The sequence below is a fragment of the Citrobacter sp. Cf125 genome (genome assembly GCF_030333935.1).
In the GTDB taxonomy this organism is placed as follows: domain Bacteria; phylum Pseudomonadota; class Gammaproteobacteria; order Enterobacterales; family Enterobacteriaceae; genus Citrobacter; species Citrobacter freundii.
The window spans coordinates 659,008-679,008 of record NZ_JAOWEY010000022.1 but is presented as its reverse complement, the minus strand read 5'-3'; the positions used below and the strand labels follow the sequence as shown (position 1 = coordinate 679,008).

Genomic DNA, 20,001 nt, shown 5'->3' with positions numbered 1-20,001 from the left:
TTCCTCCTAACGAGAAAGCGTGTCGACAATGCCGACGATAGCCAGATCAATGGCCTCATTCGGGCCGGAAAAAACGTGTCTGGCGCTGGACCCGCTGCTGAGTAATACCAGTTCGCCGGTCCCCGCGCCGACAGAATCAACAGCGACTTCATCTCCACTCACTGGAGACGCAGGAAGCTCTCCGTCAGCACTTACCCGACGTACCAGCAACAGTTTTTTTCCCACCAGTGATGGAGATTTTTGCGTGGAAACCACAACGCCTGTAACCCGTGCCAGATGCATAGCTCACTCCTGCTTAATTAGTTGGACATTTCGCAGACTGACAGCTTCCTGAGCCAGAGCCGTCACGACACATCGACGGCGTAGCACCAGTACGCCATCCCTCAATTGGGCGACGTCGGCATAGCTGAGAAGCTTCTCAGGATGCAAAAAGATGATTCGCCCCAGTTCGTCACTGAACTCCAGCGGCAGACGCGCGAGTTTTTTCACGGGGATTGCGGGTAACAATCGGTGTTGTAGTGAAATCTTCACGCGGACTCCGCATGCCAGCGCGTCGTGAATCATTACCACCGACATGTTGACTGGGCAGCCTTCGGCAATTTGCTCCAGAAATGGCAGGTCCACTTGCTGGAGATGGAGCGACGAGTACTGGCAGCATACTGTCCGTGAATCGATTTCCCGTAACTGCGCGACGCTAAGAGTGAGCGTGCTTTCCGCGCGTTTTTTTAATCGGGAAACAACCTCCTCGATAATGCGTTGCAGCAGTTCGTTGTTCATCGTGAGGTCACCAGTGTGGCAAATGCCTGGGGATTATCAGCGCCTGCAGCATTGGCTTCGTCTGTATCGATATGCATTTCGAGGCGCATATCCGGCGAAACGCGTACGGCGACGTTATCGAAAATCAGTCGACGTTCATCGCCATTAATGGCGACCGAGACTTTATCACCATGGGAAACTCGCAGAATCAGAGCATCGAGCGGCGACATATGGATATGCCGTTGGGCAACGATCACCCCGGATGCTAAGTCCAGTTCAGCAAATGGGCTGACAAGACGAACACCGGGTGTGCCCTGAATATTGCCCGACATCCGCAGCGGAGCAGCAATTCCCAACGTGCGGGCGTCAGTACGGGAAATTTCGACCTGGCTGGTATTGCGCAGCGGACCGAGTAAACGCACATTTTTTAACTGACCTTTTGGCCCCACCAGCGTGACAGTCTGCTCTGCTGCATATTGCCCTGGCTGCAGCAGCTCTTTTTTCTCACTAATTGGGTGATTGGGAAACAAGCGACCGTAATCTTCAGCGCACAGATGAATATGCCGATTAGAGATCCCCAGCGGAATCGGGCGCTCGCGCATTTCATCGAGAACCTTAGCGACAGTGGTTTCCAGTTGCTGTTTATCCATCACGCTTCACCTCGTTTGCCGGAGTGAAGACAAAGAGTGCGCGGCTCACCTTTTTGGCGAGGGCAGGCAGGATCAAGACACAAATTGCAGCTAATCAACTCTGCATCTTGCGGCGCTTCGGGTGCCGCATGGTCTACAAATATCTCTTCATGCGGTATGGCTGGTATGGGGTCGGGCGTTGGTTCAGGCTCCAGGACAACGCTATGCGACAGGATCCCGTCCCCGGGTCTGGAAATGACTTTGTGAGCCACCAGTCCATCTCGCTGGTCAGCGAAACTGACACCAGTGGAAATGGCCGCCTGGACGGAGGCCACATCCCCGATTATCTTGATCACCGTCCAGCCTGAGCCGTTGGTTTTTTCTAGGCCCACCAGCGTGATGGAGGCGGCTTTCGCCATGACGTCCGCGCAACTGATGGCTAATGCCAGACCACTAACTTCAAGTAATCCCAGTGATTGCTTCACGCTGTGCTCCTTGGTTGCAACGACTTATGCGGATTTAGGTAAAATGGCTTCAACGTCGCTGTGCGGACGCGGGATAACGTGGCAGGATTTCACCTCACCAACGGCGCTTGCGGCTGCGCTTCCAGCATCTACGGCTGCTTTCACCGCGCCGACATCACCGCGAACCATAACGGTGATCAGGCCAGAGCCGATTTTTTCGTAACCAACCAACTGCACGTTTGCGGATTTCACCATGGCATCAGCGGCTTCAATAGCGCCGACAAGCCCTTTTGTTTCAACCAGTCCCAGTGCGTTATTCATACTGCTTTTCTCCTGTGGGTTATGAGTGGCATTCCCGGAACGGAATGCCTTTAACCAGCCGCGCAGCGTTGTTACCAATGCTGCGGCGATCGTGGCTATTTTGTTGATACGTCAGCGTAAAAAGCGGTGCTGATGAGGGTAAGTTTTTGTAGTGCACGACCAGTTTTTCACGGCTACAGCCAATACCAACCAGCAATGGTGATTGGCAGGCGGCCAACCATGCGTTGTGGATAACGTCAGTTGAGTCATTCTCCTGAATCACAAAGGGGATCCCTTCTTCTTCAATACCCAGCAGTACGTCATTCCAGACGTCAGCGCAGTCAGCACTGGTGAAGATAACGATGGCTGGCGTGGTGAGATTACTTTCCATGAGCGAATGCCTTATGCCAGGAGAGAATCAGCCCTGTCGCAACCGCATTGCGCGGACCTTCGGTACCACGAATATTGCCGCGCCCGGCAACCAGTCGATAATGCGCCAGAGCATCGGTGACCAGCTGCGGAACTTCAAAATCCAGGGATGAGCCGCCAACCAGTACCACAAAGGGAATATCCCGAATGTTCCCGGTCGGACTCACCTGACGTAGCGCTCTGAGTGCGTTAGTAACGAAAACGCGTTCCTTAGCACTTCGACGAATGGCTCGTACTTTCTCCAGCGCCAGTTCACCCGGCAGTGGCACCAGTTCATCGGGCTTAACTACGCACACGCGCGCAAAAACCGTTGGCGGGAGAGGCGTAGGGAAGAACTGAACGCTGCCGTCTTCGTGGCGAAGATGGAACAAGCTCTCAACTTTCGCCAACGGATACTTTTTAATCTCTTCCGCGAGGTAACGGTCATCCAGACCCAGTTCACGGGCAATGATCATCGTGACCATATCGCCTGCACCCGCCAGGTGCGTGGCAATAATTTCGCCCTTAGGATTGATGATAGAAGCGTCGGTTGAACCCGCGCCGAGGTCCAGAATAGCCAGTGGTCGCGTGGTGCCCGGAGTAGTTAAGGCCCCCAGAATGGCAGCTTCGGCTTCGGCCCCGCCAACCTGGACGTCAATGTTGAGCTTTTGCGTGATCTCCTGGGCAATCATCGCCATTTGCAGGCGGTCTGATTTCACCATGGAGGCTATGCCGACAGCTTGTTCCAGCGAGAACTCACCGGCAAGTCCACCCGTCACGCTGACAGGAACCGAGGTATCGACCGCCAGCAGATCCTGAATAAAAATTTCATGACTGGGTTTATTGGTTAATTCAGCCATCGTCTGGCGCACATGCTCCAGCATGCCGCCAATATTGGTGCCAGCTTCTCCGGTAACGTTATCCAGTTTTGGGCATTCACCAACCGCTTTCATAATCGCTTCGGCGCCCGCTGCAACGTCGACCCGTACTGTACGACCCTGAGACTGTAGCTCCAGATTTCCGGCAGGAATCGCTCGCGCTTTCACATCCCCTGACGGCGTTTTCACCACCACGGCTGAACGGTTGCCGATCAGCGCCCGTGCCATCGGAACAATGTTTTTAGTCTCATCGGCATTGAGGCCAAAGACAGTTGCAATGCCGTAGGGGTTAGAAAGCGTTTCAATGACCTTTCCTGGTACGGCGACCTCAATGGCAGCCAGCATCCCCAACGGGATACGGTCAATATGAAGGACTTCATCGACGATGGGCAGGGGATGAGTCAGACGATTACTGACCAACACACCATCGTCCTGCTGCAAAATAACGCCAGTCAACTGGTATCCGGCACGGACGGAGGCATTAATCATCGTAGCAACATCGGCGAAATCAAATGCCGATGACACCACCAGAATATAGGGCGTATCCGCCGGGCGACTGAGAAGGTCTTCCGGCGTAATAGTGACGCCCACGCCTAACCCGACGCCGCCCGGTGTTTTAGGGTTATGGCCGATCATGGTGGATTCAGTGATGATGGTTTCGGTTATTGTTTCCATCGCCACGTCGCCAATGACCGGGGTGGCTTCGTTAATACGGATGAGCGAAATATCGCTGACATTGATACCGGCGTTTTTTGCCGCCAGCGTAAGGGCCTCCTGAATGCCAAACACATTACGTAATGTGCCCTTAATTCCGGTGGTTTCTGCCAGCGCGCTGCCGGTGATGCTCAGCACGCCAGACTCATCCAGAGTAGCCAGAGCGACTTCCGTTGATGAGTTGCCTATGTCAATGCCAGCTATATATCGCATGATCCTGTCCCTGAGTTAGTCGTCGCCTTTGAGTTTTTTACGCTCAACGTACAGCGCTGCCGCTTCACGAACGAAAGCTGCACAGATTTTTGCCTGATAACGATTTTCGAGATCGTCGGCGATAGCCATCAGCTCATCTTTTGTTGAGCGGTACGGGCGCAGCGCGTTGTAGATCTCAAGAATGCGATCGTCAGGAACAGCGGTTAGCTCAGCAGCGCGCTCAAAGTTCATCGCCAGCCTGTCACGTCCGGCATCTTTGGCGATTTCCGCCTGGAGGCGCAGTGTTTCAGGGGTGATGCGCATGTCCTGCGCGGTCACTTTGTTGCTCAGAACATTTTCAAGCGTGAAGTCGTCCAGCGTTTTGTTGGTCGCAGTTTTTACCCACTCAGGATGTTTATTCGCGAGAGGGTAATCCGTGACTTTCGCGGTATGTGCTGATGAACTCGCCGCGGGCGGAGTCGCGGACTCGCCTTGCAGGCTGTTCATCCGGCTCAACACATCCCGAACCATCGATTCAATTGCGTCGGTATTCATGGAGGTATCCTTTATCAAAGCGCCACGCGCAGTTCCTGCGGGTTTTTGCCTGTCACAACGTATTTGGTCTCTTTAATGTGCAGAATGGCTGATTTCGCCTGGTACTTAGGACGAGCCATCTGGTCATTCAGCGTAGGGACCGGTTGCGGGGATTCACGCTTGGCATAACGCGCGGCGTTTTTACCGATCTGACGATAGGTTTCCAGCGTCAGAAGCGGTGCCTGAGGGAACAGCTCCAGGTTTGAAAGCGGCGGTAACCCCTGCTGGTGGATAACCGTCGTGCCTTTTGACTGGATACCAATAGAGATCCCGGAACCGCTCAGACGGTTACCCTCAACGGCAACAAACGCCACATCGGAGGATTTAAAGCAGCGGATAACGCGCGCTTTAATGCCTTCTTCTTCAATACCGGCAATCACTTCGCGCAAGATATTCTTATGCGGGATCCCAACAATATTGACGGTTTGTGACAGGCCAAACGCCGGCCCTACTGCAATAATCACTTCGTCCTGTTGCTGGCCTTGTTTGGCTTCACCAATCTCGGTCAGAAAGCTGTCGCCCTGTGCCGCAGCAGCCTGAGGTGCGCTTGCCGCTGTAGATGCGCGGAAAGAGACGGGTTTGTCGCTGGTCTGCATTTCAGACAACACATCTTCAATTATCTGGCGCAGCAGTTTTTCATTAATTTCCATTTTTCACCCCTTAGCCAAGCTCGTTGGGATCAAGTGCGCCAGGGATGTTTTTGATCTCTTCCCAGCGTTCGCCTTGCAGGCGATAACCTGTTGCCGGACCGGCATAGTCGTTAACATCATTGACAGCGGATAGCACCTGTCCGTCGCCAACGATAATGGCGGAGGTATGCAGGTAATCCCCGGTTAACTTGGCTTTCTGGATGTTGAGCATGTCCTGAGCGACATCGGTAAATCCGCCCTGAGCAAGGGCTTTCACCACTTCCAGACCGTTACGGTTTTTGTTGATGATCTCTTGTGCAAACTTGATATCTTCAACGATGTTACGTTCCGGCATATCTTTCGAACCGTGGGCGTAGGTCGCCGCTTCCACTTCTTCATCAGTGATTGGCGGTAATCCCATCCCGGCAAAGACGGCCTGCAGCGCACGCGCCGCTTTGTTACGAATGGCGATAACGTCTTCTTCACGAACCGGGCGCAGACCACCGTCTACTTTCAGGTCACGCTGGAGAACGTTGTAGTCGTCAAAATCTTCAGCATCCTCGTTCGAACCCGCAAACATGTTGTCGTAGTTCGGCACTGCGGAATAACCAGAGGAAATGAAGTCAGTACCCGGCAGGAACTGCATCAGCAGACGCGCAGTACGACGCATATCCGAATGGGTAAAGGTTTGGTCGTTGCTGGAGGCGCATTCCAGATCCAGAGAGGAGCAGATCAGGTTTTCAGCCAGCACTGCACGAATTCCTGACGGCACGGCGGAAGGGACTCCGATGCAGCTTACGGAACCGTTTTGCAGACCCTGTACGCCAGCAGCTTTGGTGATGTAAATACAGCGGGCTTCCAGATAAAGCATCGATTTGCCTTCGGCGTAACCCATCTGAACTTCTGAGCCAGAGCCGGAGGTAAAGCGCATTTTCAGACCACGGGATGCGTAGGATGAGGCGAGGAAGCCTTTAGACCATGGCGTGTCATCGCCGTCGGTAAAGACGGGTTCAGTACCATAGACGGAGATGGTTTCAGCGTAGCAGGTGTGGCCTAGCATCCCGAGTTTGAGTTCGGTTGCTTCTTCCAGAGAACACTGAGTTAACACGCCCGGGCGTCCAACCTGTGAGCCGACTAACAGCGCAATGGCGTTAAATGGCGCATAACGCGCAACGGCAACGGTCGTTTCCTGTTCGTCAAATCCACGCCATGCGCCTTCAGCGGCATCAGCGGCAATTTGCACGGGGTTATCTTTGACATTAGTGACGTGCGCTTGTTGAGATGGTGTACGACGAGCACGCATTTTCTGCATGGCCATCATCATCTCAACGACGTTCATATGGGACACGACTTCGACAATTTTTGCCGGCGTCATTGCGGTGGTCAGCGGCACAATGTCTTTGCGCTTCACGTTAGGATCGCAAAGCATATTGGCCAGTTTGACCGAATCCATCGCCATGACTTCTTCAGCGCGCGCCAGGTTAATGCCATAGCGGGCAATAAAATGGTCGATTAAGTCAAATTCACTAGCGGATTTACCGTCCAGTTCAGTGACTGTACCGTTGACGATTTTAATCGACGGTTTGGGGTCGTTCGGGCTTTCCATCGCAATGAAGCCTTCTTCGATCCACTCCTTAACGAAGCCATCCTGATTCACAGGGCGCTTCGCCAGTGCTTCAAATCTTTTCGATCTCATGAATCAGCCTCACTGATATCAGATGTAGGACGGACGATCGTTTTTCGGCTCTGAGCCGAGGGTCCCGAGTACGGTTTTACCGATTTCACGGGCGGAGATAACAGCCTGACGAACAGCGCCAGAGTCACCCGAAATAACCAGAATGGCTTCGTTACTGAAGCTGGTGCCATGAGCAGGGGAGCTGTAAGCCACAACTTCCACGTTGGCGGATTTCAGGGCAGTATCAGCCATCAGGACACCAACGGATGCTGGTGCGCCGACGATGACGCCACAGGCACGACCAATCGGTGCGCCAAAGGCTTTTTCCAGCGCGTAGCTGGCGCGTGCGGTGTACTGCATTTCGATGTGACCGGCTTCGTTGGCATAAACGTCGCCAAAGGTGCGATCCAGTTCTTTCAGTGCGACTTCAATGCCGCGTTTCACGTCGGAAACATCGTTGCCGCCAAGAATAATCAGCGAGCCATGACCTGCGCCGCCTTTGGTATCACGTGGTAACTCAATACTGACGACTTCAGTATTGGTGGCTTTCACCGCTTCATCGGCGGCCATGATGTGCGGGCCTGCGCCAGTACGGGCGCCAAGGATGCCAATGGAGCGATAGCGTTTTTCAAGTTTCATTGCGTCCAGTAGGGCACTGTCTACGTTGGCGATTACCAGACCGACGGTGTCGCCAATCGCGGTACCGACAAACTCCGTTAAACTGCAGCTTTTCTCTGCCATAGCCGTTTCTCGTGTTGGGTGATTATTTTCTGGGATAGCCTGCTGTTCTGGCGTTGCCACACGAGCAATCACCTGCGCCATGATCTGTTCAACCAGTTCATTGCTGCTCATTAGCTAATTCCCTTCGGTAAGATTTTTTCTACATCGGTATGCGGGCGTGGGATAACGTGTACGGCTTTCACTTCTCCCACATTACGGGCTGCGGCGGCACCGGCATCTGTTGCTGCTTTGACTGCGCCGACATCGCCGCGGACAATAACTGTTACCAGCCCCGAACCAATTTTTTCGTAGCCGACCAGCATTACATTGGCTGACTTCACCATTGCATCTGCGGCCTCTATGGCTGCAGTTAAGCCTTTGGTTTCTACCATTCCTAACGCTTCTTGTTGCATAAAGACCTCGCCTGGGTTGTCCCGATTTTCATGACTATAAAAAGAAGCGAGGAAAAAGAATGGCTGAGTTGAAAGTAAGAGTGAAAAAATAGTGGGGTAACGGTGAGATAAAATTGCTGTGAGTTATTGTAATGCTATGTTTTTATTTGTTATTTTAATTTTCATCGATATGACTATTTGGTTATGTTAATTCCATATTTACACTTTTCTGAGTGACAGTTTAAATATCATTTGCTATGCGAGAAAAATGAAATTGTGATGATCGTTTGAAAATGGAATTCTGCTGTTCGCAATATTTTATTATTTTGAAAATGTACTTTTAATTGGGTGAATCCACGTTTTGTCGCCTGTTTTAATAAAGGTGATAGCAAAAATTTGCTATCACAACACGATTTTTAAGGGTATGTCGCTTGCAGATTGCCAACAATTTGCCGATACAGATTTTTATAGTAAGTCTTGAAGTAACCTTCCTGCCAGCAAGGAGTCCGCTGGTAAAGACACGAACTCTGCTTAGAAGGTGTCACAATGAACGATTCACTAAGAGCGCAATGTATTGCTGAGTTTTTGGGTACCGGGCTATTTTTGTTTTTTGGTATTGGGTGCCTGAGCGCCCTGAAGGTCGCGGGTGCCAGTTTGGGATTGTGGGAGATCTGTATCATATGGGGCTTGGGGATCTCGCTTGCAGTTTACCTGACAGCCGGGATTTCTGGGGCCCATCTCAATCCCGCTATTACCATCGCACTTTGGTTGTTTGCCTGTTTTCCTGGCCGTAAAGTACTGCCTTATTCTGTCGCTCAGATAGCGGGTGCCTTTGGTGGCGCTATGCTGGCCTATTTGTTGTACGGCAGTTTATTTATTGAGTATGAATCAGCCCACCAAATGGTACGCGGCAGTCTGGAAAGCCTGCAACTTGCCAGTATTTTTAGCACGTATCCTGCCGCCGCACTGAGTGTCTGGCAGGCCGCACTGGTCGAAGTGGTGATTACCTCCATTCTGATGGGGATGATTATGGCGCTAACGGACGACGGTAACGGTGTTCCCAAAGGCCCTCTGGCACCACTGTTGATTGGTATTCTGGTTGCTGTTATCGGCGCATCAACCGGTCCACTTACCGGTTTTGCGATGAACCCGGCACGTGATTTTGGTCCTAAATTGTTTGCCTGGATGGCCGGGTGGGGTGATGTTGCGATGACCGGTGGGCGCGATATCCCTTATTTCATCGTGCCGATTGTGGCTCCCATCATCGGCGCCTGTGCGGGCGCAGCAATTTATCGTTATTTTATTGGCAAAAATTTACCGTGTAATTCGTGTAAGTTGGAGGAAAACGAGAGCTAGCTTCATGAAAGATGTTTATTATTGAAAGGTAAAAACTGTTTTCGTGATCCGGTTTCCTGAACGGCTTAAAAAGTCTCCCAAGAATGGGAGACTTTTGTTATGTTCAATGCTGACTTTCATCAGAGCGCTGGATCGCGAGATGAAAATGAATGTGTGAATAATATGTTTTATTTATAACAATAAATTAACTGAGAGGTTTTATCATGATTTCTGCGAGTGCCCTGAACTCAGAACTCATTAATAAAATCGCACAGGATTTTGCACAGGCCACCAGTCTGGCTGTTGTGGTTGTCAATATTCACGGTGATGAAATTTCTGAGCTTTTTAATTTCACTCCTTTTTGCCAGTTGATGCGCCAGCATCCTCAGCATAGTACGCGTTGTCGTATGAGCGACCGCTGTGGCGGGTTGGAAGCCTCTAAGTCCGATCAACCTTGCATTTATCGCTGCCATGCCGGGCTTACCGATTTCTCAATTCCGCTGGTCATCGCGGGACACCTGGTAGGGTTTGTGCTTTGTGGACAAGTACGCTTAAGTAACGATGTAGGCCTCGTTGATATTCTGAACGTCGATGACCGCTGGCAAGCCGATCCAGAGCTGGTCAACGAGTTCCGTAATGTACCTGAGATGGACTATTCTCGAGTCATTGCCTCAGCGGATTTACTCAAGCTCATCGTCGAAAATTGCCTTAAGAAACAACTCAATTTTGTTGTTATCAAAGATAACCCGCAGCAGTCAGAACCTGTACGCGCTAACCGCAGTACCAATCCGCATGACAGTAAAATGAAAAAAGCCCTGCGCTATATTGATGCGCATTTATCAGACGAGCTACGTCTGGAAGATGTTGCCTCTCATGTTTTCCTTAGCCCGTACTATTTCAGCAAATTGTTCAAAAAATATCAGGGTATCGGTTTTAACGCATGGGTAAACCAACAGAGAATGGCAAGTGCCAAAGAGTTGCTTTGCCACAGTGACTGGAGCATAGCCAGCATTGCGCGTAATTTAGGCTTTTCGCAAACCAGCTATTTTTGCAAAGTGTTCCGTCAAACGTATCAGGTTACGCCGCAGGCATTTCGCCAGCAAATTAATGTCATTTCACGCGGAGAGTCCGCTTAAATAGCAATATTTTGCTATTGCCGATTTTTGATATGTGGTGCTATGCCCGTCATTATAAAATGAAAAATAATGACAGCTGCCAATAAATTGTCATAGCGCAACAAAATAATGGTATTAGAGGGATAAACTGCACCAGTTTTTATTTTTGTGATGAGATACAGTGTCTGTGTGAATGACTTTCTTTATTCTTAGCTGATACTTTCATTCAAAAAGTGAACGTATGAATATGTGGGAAAAGGCCAGGAAATTGGCTGAATGAATTTGGAAAGATATTAAACTGAATTATTGTCATGAGGTCGTGAATTTACCTCATAACAGAGAGCTTAATTAACCAGGCTCTTGAACTGACAGGTTTGCCACATATGTGGTAGGGAAGGGGGTGAGAATCCCCCGCAGCCCCCGCTGCTGTGATGCTGACGACCCCGTATGGACCACTGATCGCAAGATTGGGAAGGACGGGTGAGGATGACGCTAAGCCAGAAGACCTGCCTGTCAGTGACTACCAACAACTTCGGTGGGAAGTGGGTGGTTCAGATGCATACAGTCGAGAGACTGGGTATCTCTACACCCCTACCACCCTGAACAGGATCAGGGTATGGCGGCCAATTTTCACGCATTTGTTCTTGCAGGTACCGGAAGCGGCTGTGGTAAAACCACGGTGACGCTGGGCTTGTTGAGCTTGTTGAAAAAACGCGGTTTGCGCGTCCAGCCTTGCAAAGTGGGTCCTGATTACCTTGATACCGGCTGGCATACAGCGGTATGCGGTACTGCTTCCCGCAATCTTGATAGCTTTATGCTTCCCGTCCCCACGCTGAACGCTCTATTCAATGAGCAGATGCAACATGCGGATATCGCCGTTATTGAAGGTGTGATGGGGCTGTATGACGGCTATGGTACCGACCCAAACTACTGCAGCACCGCCGCGATGGCTAAACAGTTAGGCTGTCCGGTCATCTTACTGGTTGATGGCAAAGCCGTTTCCACCTCAATCGCCGCAACGGTAATGGGTTTTCAGCATTTTGATCCCACCCTGAACATCGCCGGCGTTATTGTTAATCGGGTTAACAGCGAAACGCATTACCAGTTACTGAAAGTCGCAATCGAACGTTACTGCGATGTACCCGTCTTAGGTTACGTATCCCGTATGGATGGTGTTGCCCTTCCCGAACGACATTTGGGTTTAGTCACCGCACGTGAGTCGGTTATCAATCAGCAACCGTGGCAGGAGTTTGCTGCCACGCTGGAGCAAACCCTTGATATTGACGCACTGCTGACATTAAGCCAGTCAACCAATCTTCCTGCTGGCGAATGGCCCGCGCTGCCTGCCCCAGATGCTGGAGCAGGGCTAACGCTTGCAATTGCCGATGACGAAGCCTTCAACTTCTACTACCCGGACAACATTACGCTGCTGGAACGCACGGGGCTTAATATTGTTCGTTTTAGCCCGTTGCACGACACCTGCTTACCCGACTGTCAGATGATCTGGTTAGGCGGTGGATATCCTGAGCTACACGCTGCGGCGCTGGCTCGCAATGTCTCGATGCTGAAGCAATTGCGAGCGGCACATCAACGTGGCGTCGCGATTTACGCAGAGTGTGGGGGGCTGATGTATCTCGGCAGTTCGCTTGAGGACAGTAACGGCGATACCTGGCTGATGGCGGATATCATTCCCGGCCACAGCAAAATGGGAAAACGTCTGACCCGATTTGGCTACTGCGAAGCGCAGGCCGCGCAGCAAACATTGTTAGCAGCAGAAGGGGAAGTGCTGCGCGGGCATGAATTCCACTATTCCGATTTTACCCCTGAAACGCCAGCGGTGATGAACTGTCGCAAAGTGCGCGATGGTAAAACGCTGCAAGCCTGGTCTGGCGGCTGGCAGGTCGGAAACACCTTCGCCAGCTATCTACACGTTCATTTTGCTCAACGTCCGCAGATGCTTAACCACTGGCTGACAGCCGCGAGGAGCGCGCTATGACGATCCTTGCGTGGTGTGTTGCCTGGCTGCTTGATTTTATCATCGGCGATCCGCAGAACTGGCCGCATCCGGTGCGCTGGATTGGCAATCTGATTTCTGCCGTGCAGCGAATTATTCGGCGTTATTGTCATAGCGACCGTGCGCTACGCATTGGTGGCGCGGTGATGTGGATTGTGGTGGTTGGTCTGACCTGGGCTGCGTCCTGGGGGGTGCTGGTACTGGCAAAATCTGTTCATCCCTGGTTGGGTTGGGTGGTAGAGGTATGGATGATCTTTACCGTGCTGGCCGGGCGATGCCTGGCGAATGCCGCACAGGATGTCGAACGTCCTCTACGGGCCGGTGACCTTGCCGCGAGTCGGGAAAAACTGTCGTGGATAGTGGGGCGTGATACCTCGCAACTGCAACCGCAACAGATCAATCGCGCGGTGGTGGAAACCGTGGCTGAAAACACCGTCGACGGCATTATCGCGCCGCTGTTCTTTCTCCTTCTCGGCGGTGCGCCCCTGGCGATGGCCTACAAAGCGGTAAACACCCTTGACTCCATGGTGGGCTACAAACATGAAAAATACCGCGCTATCGGTATGGTCAGCGCGCGTCTGGACGATGTCGCGAACTTTATTCCTGCAAGACTGAGCTGGCTGCTGCTGGGCGTGGCGGCATTTTTATGCCGTAAAGACGGCTCGCGAGCTTTACAGATTGGCTGGCGCGATCGCTACAACCACAGCAGCCCAAACTGCGCGTGGTCAGAGGCATCCGTAGCCGGGGCATTAGGCATTCGTCTGGGTGGTCCTAATGACTACTTTGGCGAGCGCGTTGAGAAACCGTGGATCGGTGATGCACAACGCGACATTTCGGTAGACGACATTTCCCATACGATTCGACTGATGTGGGTGGCATCGACGCTGGCACTGGCGCTGTTTATTGCGCTGCGGTGGCTGTGGGCCGGTGTAGCCTGAGGACAACATAATGCAATATATCCAGCAACCCCAGGCGATTGAAGCCAAAAGTTTCGACATTATTGGCGAGATCATCCGTGAAACCCGTCCGGACTATCAGTTTGCCAGTCCGTTACATGAAGCCATTATCAAGCGGGTCATTCACACGACGGCAGATTTCGACTGGCTGGACATTCTGTGGTTTTCCAGTGATGTGCTGGAGCAGTTTTGTGCGGCGCTTAGCCGTTCGAGCGTGATTTATACCGACACCACGATGGCGCTTTCCGGGATCAATAAAACGCTGCTGGCAAAATTCGGCGGTGAATGCCGCTGTTACATCAGTGACCCGCGGGTTGTGCGCACGGCAAAAGAGCAGGGTATTACCCGGTCCATGGCTGCTGTCGACATTGCGGTGAAGGAAGATGGGGAAAAGCTGTTTGTCTTTGGCAACGCGCCAACAGCGCTGTTTCGCCTGCTTGAGCATGATGTCGCTGTCAGCGGTGTGGTTGGCGTACCGGTCGGGTTCGTTGGTGCAGAAGAGTCGAAAGATGCATTGACCCAAAGCAAGTTGCCCGCCATTGCCGCGTTAGGCCGTAAAGGGGGGAGTAATGTCGCTGCCGCTATCGTCAACGCCATGCTTTATCACATGCAGGGGGCGCGATGAGCGAGGCCTTCGATACGCCGGTGTGGCACAACGGTAAAGCGCTGCGTAAAGGATATACCACGGGATCGTGCGCCACGGCGGCGGCAAAAGTGGCAGCGTTGATGGTATTGCGCCAACACCTCATCCATCAGGTTTCCATCGTCACGCCTTCCGGGGTGACGTTGTGCCTGAACGTTGAGTCGCCACATATCGAAGGGCAGCAGGCGATAGCCGCCATCCGCAAAGACGGTGGTGATGATGTGGACGCCACACATGGGATGCTGATTTTTGCGCGCGTGACGTTAGACGATAGTGGCGTGATTGCCTTACAGGGCGGTGAAGGGGTTGGTACGGTAACCCGCAAAGGGATTGGCCTACCGGTCGGTAGTTCGGCGATTAACCGTACACCTCGCCAGACCATTGAATCTGCCGTCCGCGAAGCGATTGGCCCAAATCGTGGGGCGCAGATTGAAATCTTCGCGCCAGAAGGCGAAGAACGGGCGCAAAAAACCTACAACTCCCGCCTTGGCATTCTGGGCGGTATTTCGATTATCGGCACCACGGGTATTGTCACGCCGATGTCGGAAGAGAGCTGGAAACGTTCGCTGTCGCTGGAGCTGGAAATTAAGCGGGCGGCTGGGCTGGAGCGTGTCGTACTGGTGCCGGGAAACCACGGCGAGCGTTTTGTGCGCGAGCAGATGGGTATCGACACCCAGGTTGTGGTCACCATGAGCAACTTTGTCGGCTACATGATTGAAGAAGCCGTACGTCTTGGATTCCGGCAAATTGTGCTGGTGGGACATCCCGGTAAGCTCGTCAAAATCGCGGCGGGGATCTTCCACACCCATAGCCATATTGCCGATGCCCGTATGGAAACGCTGGTGGCTCACCTCGCGCTACTTGGCGCACCGCTGGAGCTGCTGACGCTGGTCAGCGAGTGCGATACCACCGAAGCGGCGATGGAGCATATCGACGCATACGGTTTCCAGCACATTTATGACCATCTGGCTCAGCGCATTTGTATGCGTGTTCTGCAAACATTGCGCTTTACCAAAAATCCACCGACCTGCGATGCCATCATGTTTTCCTTTGATAATCAGGTTCTTGGCAGTAATCGTCCGGTCGCAGAAATTGCTGAGGAGATGCAATGTTAACCGTTGTAGGGATGGGCCCCGCCGGTTTGCATTTGATGACGCCTGCGGCACGTGAAGCGGTCGCGGTGGCGGATGTTCTGGTCGGTGGAAAGCGGCATTTGCAGCAATTCCCGGATTTTGCCGGTGAACAGTTTGCTCTTGGCGCCAATATCCCGGAACTCCTGAGCTGGATTAGCGCGCACCAGGAGAAGCATGTTGTGGTACTGGCATCTGGCGATCCGCTGTTTTACGGCATCGGGACGCGCATGGTGGCGCATTTTGGTATTGAGAATGTGCGGATTATTCCCGGCATTAGTGCGGTGCAGTACCTGTGCGCGCAGTCCGGTATTGATATGAACGATATGTGGCTGACCAGTAGCCATGGCCGCAGCGTCTGTTTTGATGAGCTGGCGCGACATAACAAGGTAGCGATGGTGACTGATGCGCTGTGTGGCCCGCGTGAAATCGCGCAGCAGCTCATTGCCCGAGGCAAGGGGCATCGCTGGATGGTGATTGGCGAAAACCTGGCGATGGAAAACGAAAAGATCCATTTCCTGCCTGTGCGTGAAGTTAACGCCGACTATGACATGAATGCAGTGGTGATCCTCGATGAAAGATGAGCTGTTTCTGCGTGGAGAGAAAGTGCCGATGACCAAAGAAGCGGTACGCGCACTTGCCCTCTCAAAACTTGAATTACACCGCGCCAGTCACCTGATTGATATAGGCGCCGGAACCGGCAGCGTGTCGATAGAGGCGGCGTTGCAATATCCCGGATTACGTGTCACGGCCATCGAACGTAACCCGGCGGCGCTCAGGTTGTTGGATGAAAACCGCCAGCATTTTGCCTGCGCAAATATCGATATTTTTCCCGGCGTTGCTCCCATGACCATCGCGGAAAAAGCCGATGCCATTTTTATGGGCGGCAGCGGTGGTCATCTGACCGACCTGATTGACTGGTCGATGCGCCAATTGCATCCCGCAGGGCGTTTGGTGATGACATTTATCCTCCAGGAAAACCTCAACACCGCACTAACACATCTGGACCATCTTGGCGTACAGGGAGTGGATTGCCTGCAGCTACAGGTTTCCTCGCTTACCGCGCTTGGCAGTGGTCACTATTTTAAACCGAATAACCCCGTATTTGTTATCGCCTGTCAGAAGGAAGGAAACCATGTCTGAGATTTTTGATCCCCGTAGCGTGTGGTTTGTTGGCGCAGGTCCTGGCGATCGCGAGCTGATTACCCTCAAAGGTTACCGGTTGCTGCAGCAGGCGCAGGTTGTTATCTACGCCGGATCGCTGATTAACACCGAACTGCTGGAGTATTGCCCTGCTGGTGCTGAATGTCACGACAGTGCCGAACTGCATCTGGAGCAGATCCTTGATCTGATGGAAGCCGGAGTGAAAGCGGGTAAGACCGTCGTGCGTCTGCAAACCGGCGATGTCTCGTTGTATGGTTCCGTGCGCGAGCAGGGCGAGGAGCTGACCAAACGCGGGATTGACTGGCAGGTGGTGCCCGGCGTCAGCGCGTTCCTCGGCGCGGCGGCGGAGCTGGGCGTTGAGTATACCGTGCCCGAAGTTTCACAGAGCCTGATCATTACGCGCCTGGAAGGCCGCACCCCGGTACCAGAGCGTGAACAGCTGGAGTCTTTTGCCAGCCACCAGACATCAATGGCGATATATCTTTCCGTCCAGCGTATTCATCGGGTGGCTGAGCGTCTGATTGAAGGTGGCTATCCGGCGACCACGCCCGTGGCGGTGATCTATAAAGCAACCTGGCCGGAAAGCCAGACCGTACGCGGGACCCTGGCGGATATTGGCGACAAGGTTCGCGATGCTGGCATCCGTAAAACGGCCCTTATTCTGGTCGGTAATTTCCTGGGCTCGGAGTATCACTACTCCAAACTCTATGCGGCGGACTTTAGCCATGAATACCGTAAAGCCTGAGTCAATTGCGCTTTTTTGCCTGACTCCTGGCGGCGTTGTGCTGGCGAAACGTCTGGCAGCTATGCTGCCGGTTACCTGTTTTACCAGTGAAAAGCTGCTGGAGGAGGGGTTTATTCCCTTCGAAAACGGCTTTGCGAATACCGCTCGCGAAGCGTTTACGAATTATTCGGCGCTGATTTTTATCGGGGCGACTGGCATTGCGGTGCGCGTACTGGCCCCGCTGGTCGACGACAAGTTTTGCGATCCGGCGGTGGTGGTCATTGATGAACGTGCCCAGCATGTCATCAGCCTGCTCTCCGGTCATGCGGGCGGTGCTAATGCGTTGGCACGTTATCTGGCGGGCATGTTGGGTGCCGACCCGGTTATCACCACCGCGACGGATGTGAACGATATGGCGGCACTGGATACGCTGGCATTTCAACTGAATGCCCGAATGAGTGATTTCCGTTCGGCGGTGAAGATCGTCAATCAGATGTTGGTCAGCAATAAGCGGGTTGGGTTGTGGTGGAATGACGAACTGACGCAGGATGTCAGCCATTGCGACCGGCGCGGATTTATTACGGTCACCGATCTCAACCAGCTCCCTGAACTGGATGCGTTGGTATGCATCACCTTACGCACCAATTTACCTGAGCTGCCTGTTCCGCACTGGAAGCTGGTGCCGCAGCGGGTTGTGGCCGGAATTGGTTGTCGGCGTGATACGCCGTTCCCGCTGCTGGCTGCGCTGCTTGCCCGCCAACTCGAAGCCCAACAGCTCGATCCGCTGGCGCTAAAAGCGATTGGCAGCATCACGCTGAAAAAAGATGAACAGGGACTTATCCAACTGGCTTCATGCTGCCGCGTTCCTTTCGAAACCTTTACTGCTGACGCGCTGCGTGAGCATGAGCACCGTTTTCCGGCCTCATCGTTTGTTCGCAAAACGGTGGGTACAGGAAGCGTTTCTGGTCCTGCAGCCTGGCTGTTGAGCCACGGACAACTGTTAGGCGAGACCCTGCGAGAACAGGGCGTCACTATCACTTTGGGAGTTTCACACTGATGTTAAGCGTAATTGGAATTGGCCCTGGCTCGCAGGCAATGATGACCATGGAAGCCGTTGAAGCACTGCAGGCAGCGGAAATCATCGTGGGCTATAAAACCTACACCCATCTGGTAAAAGCGTTCACTGGCGACAAGCAGGTGATCAAAACCGGGATGTGCAAAGAGATTGAACGCTGTCAGGCGGCGATCGAACTGGCGCAGGCGGGGCACAACGTGGCGCTGATCAGCAGCGGTGACGCGGGGATTTACGGTATGGCCGGGCTGGTGCTCGAGCTGGTCAGTAAGCAAAAGCTGGACGTTGAGGTCAGGCTAATACCAGGGATGACCGCCAGCATTGCCGCCGCCTCTTTGCTGGGGGCACCGTTGATGCACGATTTCTGCCACATCAGCTTAAGCGATCTGTTAACGCCGTGGCCGGTTATCGAAAAACGCATCGTTGCCGCCGGTGAAGCCGATTTTGTTATCTGTTTCTACAACCCGCGCAGTCGGGGGCGTGAAGGTCATCTGGCGCGCGCATTTGAGCTGTTATCTGCCAGCAAGAGCGCACAAACGCCGGTCGGTATTGTGAAGTCAGCCGGACGTAAAAAGCAGGAAAAATGGCTGACCACGCTGGGTGAAATGGATTTTGAGCCGGTTGATATGACCAGTCTTGTGATCGTGGGCAATAAAACAACCTATGTTCAGGACGGCCTGATGATCACACCACGAGGTTATGTGCTGTGAATTATGGTGATGTGCTGGTCATGGGCGGCACCAGCGACGCGCGCATGCTGTGCCAGCAACTGGATGCGGCAAACGTGGCCTACACCCTGTCAGTTGCGACCCCAACAGGGAAACAGCTGGCGGGAGACATCAAAGGCCAGGTGCGTTGCGGGCGTCTGGAACGCGAGCAAATGATTGCCTGGCTGCAGGAAAATCAGACGCGCTGGGTGATCGATGCCTCGCATCCGTACGCCGAGGTGGTGAGTCGCAACATCATGAATGCCTGCGCAGCGGCGGGCGTACTGCTGAGCCGCTACCAGCGCCCTGAGCAGTTGAGCGGATTAACTCACCCGCAGCTGTATACCGTACAAAGTATTCCGCAAGCCTGTGAGGTGGCGCGACGCTTCGGCGATCGCGTGCTGTTGACGACTGGCAGTAAAGATCTGGCCATCTGGCGCGAAGGGTTGCCTGAAAAAACGCTGCTGGCGCGCGTTCTGCCTGTACCTGAGGTCATTCAGCAATGCGCGGATCTGGGATTTGGCGTCGGTGAAATCTTCGCACTGTGTGGGCCGTTTAGCGCCGAGTTCAACGCCGCGTTTTATCGCCAGTGTCAGGCTGATGTGGTGATCACTAAGGCTTCAGGCGCTGAAGGTGGTTATCAGGAAAAAGTTCAACCCTGTCTGGATGCCGGTATCCCCTGCATCGTGATTACACGTCCGGCACCGTTGGTGACGGGAGACGAGTTACTGGAAAGTCAGGCCGCCTTTGCGGCGCGTTTAACGCGCTGGCTGGCCGCGGCTTAAGGAGT

24 protein-coding genes and 1 riboswitch are annotated in these 20,001 nt (G+C 53.2%); of the genes, 12 read left to right on the top strand and 12 right to left on the bottom strand.

Annotated elements, in window-relative coordinates:
- Positions 1–6: 6 nt before the first annotated feature.
- The 12 genes from OGV89_RS07615 to pduA are packed head-to-tail and all read right to left on the bottom strand — an operon-like array spanning position 7 to position 8,372.
- Positions 7–282, bottom strand: coding sequence for a EutN/CcmL family microcompartment protein (locus OGV89_RS07615; RefSeq protein ID WP_003030211.1), 276 nt, complete (start codon positions 280–282; stop codon positions 7–9).
- Positions 283–285: 3 nt separating this feature from the next.
- Positions 286–777 carry a microcompartment protein PduM gene (gene pduM / locus OGV89_RS07610; RefSeq protein WP_003839004.1) on the bottom strand — a complete coding sequence of 164 codons (492 nt, stop codon included), beginning with the start codon at positions 775–777 and terminating at the stop codon, positions 286–288.
- Positions 774–1,406, bottom strand: a complete 633-nt coding sequence (locus tag OGV89_RS07605) for a phosphate propanoyltransferase (protein ID WP_003839005.1) — start codon at positions 1,404–1,406, stop codon at positions 774–776. Before OGV89_RS07605 ends, pduM begins: the two co-directional genes overlap by 4 nt.
- Positions 1,406–1,870 carry a BMC domain-containing protein gene (locus tag OGV89_RS07600; protein WP_003839007.1) on the bottom strand — a complete coding sequence of 155 codons (465 nt, stop codon included), beginning with the start codon at positions 1,868–1,870 and terminating at the stop codon, positions 1,406–1,408. Before OGV89_RS07600 ends, OGV89_RS07605 begins: the two co-directional genes overlap by 1 nt.
- Before the next feature lie 24 nt (positions 1,871–1,894).
- Positions 1,895–2,170, bottom strand: a complete 276-nt coding sequence (pduJ, locus tag OGV89_RS07595) for a propanediol utilization microcompartment protein PduJ (protein ID WP_001057752.1) — start codon at positions 2,168–2,170, stop codon at positions 1,895–1,897.
- Between the two features lie 19 nt (positions 2,171–2,189).
- Positions 2,190–2,540 (bottom strand): glycerol dehydratase reactivase beta/small subunit family protein, encoded by a 351-nt coding sequence (locus tag OGV89_RS07590; RefSeq protein ID WP_003844243.1) that lies wholly within the window; start codon positions 2,538–2,540, stop codon positions 2,190–2,192.
- Positions 2,530–4,362, bottom strand: coding sequence for a diol dehydratase reactivase subunit alpha (locus OGV89_RS07585; RefSeq protein WP_003839013.1), 1,833 nt, complete (start codon positions 4,360–4,362; stop codon positions 2,530–2,532). The genes OGV89_RS07590 and OGV89_RS07585 overlap by 11 nt, the downstream gene beginning before the upstream one ends.
- A gap of 15 nt (positions 4,363–4,377) precedes the next feature.
- Complete coding sequence (gene pduE / locus OGV89_RS07580) at positions 4,378–4,896, bottom strand: propanediol dehydratase small subunit PduE (protein ID WP_003030243.1); 519 nt, start codon at positions 4,894–4,896, stop codon at positions 4,378–4,380.
- A gap of 14 nt (positions 4,897–4,910) precedes the next feature.
- Positions 4,911–5,585 carry a propanediol dehydratase medium subunit PduD gene (gene pduD, locus OGV89_RS07575; protein WP_003844241.1) on the bottom strand — a complete coding sequence of 225 codons (675 nt, stop codon included), beginning with the start codon at positions 5,583–5,585 and terminating at the stop codon, positions 4,911–4,913.
- A gap of 10 nt (positions 5,586–5,595) precedes the next feature.
- Complete coding sequence (gene pduC, locus OGV89_RS07570; protein ID WP_003030249.1) at positions 5,596–7,260, bottom strand: propanediol dehydratase large subunit PduC; 1,665 nt, start codon at positions 7,258–7,260, stop codon at positions 5,596–5,598.
- An 18-nt stretch (positions 7,261–7,278) separates the two neighbouring features.
- On the bottom strand, positions 7,279–8,091 hold the full coding sequence (gene pduB, locus OGV89_RS07565) for a propanediol utilization microcompartment protein PduB (RefSeq protein ID WP_003030252.1): 813 nt from the start codon (positions 8,089–8,091) through the stop codon (positions 7,279–7,281).
- On the bottom strand, positions 8,091–8,372 hold the full coding sequence (gene pduA / locus OGV89_RS07560) for a propanediol utilization microcompartment protein PduA (RefSeq protein WP_003030255.1): 282 nt from the start codon (positions 8,370–8,372) through the stop codon (positions 8,091–8,093). The genes pduB and pduA overlap by 1 nt, the downstream gene beginning before the upstream one ends.
- Before the next feature lie 525 nt (positions 8,373–8,897).
- Here pduA and pduF point away from each other — a divergent pair.
- From pduF to OGV89_RS07500, 12 genes are all read left to right on the top strand, one after another.
- Entirely contained in the window at positions 8,898–9,707 is an 810-nt protein-coding gene (gene pduF / locus OGV89_RS07555) for a propanediol diffusion facilitator PduF (RefSeq protein ID WP_003030258.1), read from the top strand.
- 203 nt (positions 9,708–9,910) lie between these two features.
- Positions 9,911–10,822 carry a transcriptional regulator PocR gene (pocR, locus tag OGV89_RS07550; RefSeq protein ID WP_003030260.1) on the top strand — a complete coding sequence of 304 codons (912 nt, stop codon included), beginning with the start codon at positions 9,911–9,913 and terminating at the stop codon, positions 10,820–10,822.
- A 332-nt stretch (positions 10,823–11,154) separates the two neighbouring features.
- Positions 11,155–11,329: riboswitch (cobalamin riboswitch) on the top strand.
- An 88-nt stretch (positions 11,330–11,417) separates the two neighbouring features.
- Positions 11,418–12,797 carry a cobyrinic acid a,c-diamide synthase CobB gene (locus OGV89_RS07545; protein ID WP_286558459.1) on the top strand — a complete coding sequence of 460 codons (1,380 nt, stop codon included), beginning with the start codon at positions 11,418–11,420 and terminating at the stop codon, positions 12,795–12,797.
- Positions 12,794–13,753, top strand: a complete 960-nt coding sequence (gene cbiB, locus OGV89_RS07540; protein WP_003839024.1) for an adenosylcobinamide-phosphate synthase CbiB — start codon at positions 12,794–12,796, stop codon at positions 13,751–13,753. The genes OGV89_RS07545 and cbiB overlap by 4 nt, the downstream gene beginning before the upstream one ends.
- Positions 13,754–13,763: 10 nt before the next feature.
- Positions 13,764–14,396, top strand: a complete 633-nt coding sequence (locus OGV89_RS07535; protein WP_057101327.1) for a cobalt-precorrin-8 methylmutase — start codon at positions 13,764–13,766, stop codon at positions 14,394–14,396.
- Entirely contained in the window at positions 14,393–15,529 is a 1,137-nt protein-coding gene (cbiD, locus tag OGV89_RS07530) for a cobalt-precorrin-5B (C(1))-methyltransferase CbiD (protein ID WP_003030269.1), read from the top strand. Before OGV89_RS07535 ends, cbiD begins: the two co-directional genes overlap by 4 nt.
- Positions 15,523–16,128, top strand: coding sequence for a cobalt-precorrin-7 (C(5))-methyltransferase (locus OGV89_RS07525; RefSeq protein ID WP_032949563.1), 606 nt, complete (start codon positions 15,523–15,525; stop codon positions 16,126–16,128). Before cbiD ends, OGV89_RS07525 begins: the two co-directional genes overlap by 7 nt.
- Positions 16,118–16,687 (top strand): decarboxylating cobalt-precorrin-6B (C(15))-methyltransferase, encoded by a 570-nt coding sequence (locus OGV89_RS07520; protein WP_003030273.1) that lies wholly within the window; start codon positions 16,118–16,120, stop codon positions 16,685–16,687. The genes OGV89_RS07525 and OGV89_RS07520 overlap by 11 nt, the downstream gene beginning before the upstream one ends.
- A complete protein-coding gene (locus OGV89_RS07515; protein WP_003030275.1) occupies positions 16,680–17,453 on the top strand; it encodes a cobalt-precorrin-4 methyltransferase in 774 nt (257 codons plus the stop codon). The genes OGV89_RS07520 and OGV89_RS07515 overlap by 8 nt, the downstream gene beginning before the upstream one ends.
- The gene (cbiG, locus tag OGV89_RS07510; protein WP_286558456.1) at positions 17,434–18,489 is read left to right on the top strand and encodes a cobalt-precorrin 5A hydrolase; all 1,056 of its coding nucleotides are present in this window, start codon (positions 17,434–17,436) and stop codon (positions 18,487–18,489) included. The genes OGV89_RS07515 and cbiG overlap by 20 nt, the downstream gene beginning before the upstream one ends.
- On the top strand, positions 18,489–19,214 hold the full coding sequence (locus OGV89_RS07505) for a precorrin-3B C(17)-methyltransferase (RefSeq protein WP_003030278.1): 726 nt from the start codon (positions 18,489–18,491) through the stop codon (positions 19,212–19,214). The genes cbiG and OGV89_RS07505 overlap by 1 nt, the downstream gene beginning before the upstream one ends.
- The gene (locus OGV89_RS07500; RefSeq protein ID WP_003839032.1) at positions 19,211–19,996 is read left to right on the top strand and encodes a cobalt-precorrin-6A reductase; all 786 of its coding nucleotides are present in this window, start codon (positions 19,211–19,213) and stop codon (positions 19,994–19,996) included. Before OGV89_RS07505 ends, OGV89_RS07500 begins: the two co-directional genes overlap by 4 nt.
- Positions 19,997–20,001 lie beyond the last annotated feature (5 nt).

Bases quoted from the DNA above. Each gene is read 5' to 3' on its own strand.
- OGV89_RS07615 (WP_003030211.1), bottom strand. From the start codon at position 282: ATGCATCTGGCACGGGTTACAGGCGTTGTGGTTTCCACGCAAAAATCT.
- pduM (WP_003839004.1), bottom strand. From the start codon at position 777: ATGAACAACGAACTGCTGCAACGCATTATCGAGGAGGTTGTTTCCCGA.
- OGV89_RS07605 (WP_003839005.1), bottom strand. From the start codon at position 1,406: ATGGATAAACAGCAACTGGAAACCACTGTCGCTAAGGTTCTCGATGAA.
- pduJ (WP_001057752.1), bottom strand. From the start codon at position 2,170: ATGAATAACGCACTGGGACTGGTTGAAACAAAAGGGCTTGTCGGCGCT.
- OGV89_RS07590 (WP_003844243.1), bottom strand. From the start codon at position 2,540: ATGGAAAGTAATCTCACCACGCCAGCCATCGTTATCTTCACCAGTGCT.
- OGV89_RS07585 (WP_003839013.1), bottom strand. From the start codon at position 4,362: ATGCGATATATAGCTGGCATTGACATAGGCAACTCATCAACGGAAGTC.
- pduE (WP_003030243.1), bottom strand. From the start codon at position 4,896: ATGAATACCGACGCAATTGAATCGATGGTTCGGGATGTGTTGAGCCGG.
- pduD (WP_003844241.1), bottom strand. From the start codon at position 5,585: ATGGAAATTAATGAAAAACTGCTGCGCCAGATAATTGAAGATGTGTTG.
- pduC (WP_003030249.1), bottom strand. From the start codon at position 7,260: ATGAGATCGAAAAGATTTGAAGCACTGGCGAAGCGCCCTGTGAATCAG.
- pduB (WP_003030252.1), bottom strand. From the start codon at position 8,091: ATGAGCAGCAATGAACTGGTTGAACAGATCATGGCGCAGGTGATTGCT.
- pduA (WP_003030255.1), bottom strand. From the start codon at position 8,372: ATGCAACAAGAAGCGTTAGGAATGGTAGAAACCAAAGGCTTAACTGCA.
- pduF (WP_003030258.1), top strand. From the start codon at position 8,898: ATGAACGATTCACTAAGAGCGCAATGTATTGCTGAGTTTTTGGGTACC.
- pocR (WP_003030260.1), top strand. From the start codon at position 9,911: ATGATTTCTGCGAGTGCCCTGAACTCAGAACTCATTAATAAAATCGCA.
- OGV89_RS07545 (WP_286558459.1), top strand. From the start codon at position 11,418: ATGGCGGCCAATTTTCACGCATTTGTTCTTGCAGGTACCGGAAGCGGC.
- cbiB (WP_003839024.1), top strand. From the start codon at position 12,794: ATGACGATCCTTGCGTGGTGTGTTGCCTGGCTGCTTGATTTTATCATC.
- OGV89_RS07535 (WP_057101327.1), top strand. From the start codon at position 13,764: ATGCAATATATCCAGCAACCCCAGGCGATTGAAGCCAAAAGTTTCGAC.
- cbiD (WP_003030269.1), top strand. From the start codon at position 14,393: ATGAGCGAGGCCTTCGATACGCCGGTGTGGCACAACGGTAAAGCGCTG.
- OGV89_RS07525 (WP_032949563.1), top strand. From the start codon at position 15,523: ATGTTAACCGTTGTAGGGATGGGCCCCGCCGGTTTGCATTTGATGACG.
- OGV89_RS07520 (WP_003030273.1), top strand. From the start codon at position 16,118: ATGAAAGATGAGCTGTTTCTGCGTGGAGAGAAAGTGCCGATGACCAAA.
- OGV89_RS07515 (WP_003030275.1), top strand. From the start codon at position 16,680: ATGTCTGAGATTTTTGATCCCCGTAGCGTGTGGTTTGTTGGCGCAGGT.
- cbiG (WP_286558456.1), top strand. From the start codon at position 17,434: ATGAATACCGTAAAGCCTGAGTCAATTGCGCTTTTTTGCCTGACTCCT.
- OGV89_RS07505 (WP_003030278.1), top strand. From the start codon at position 18,489: ATGTTAAGCGTAATTGGAATTGGCCCTGGCTCGCAGGCAATGATGACC.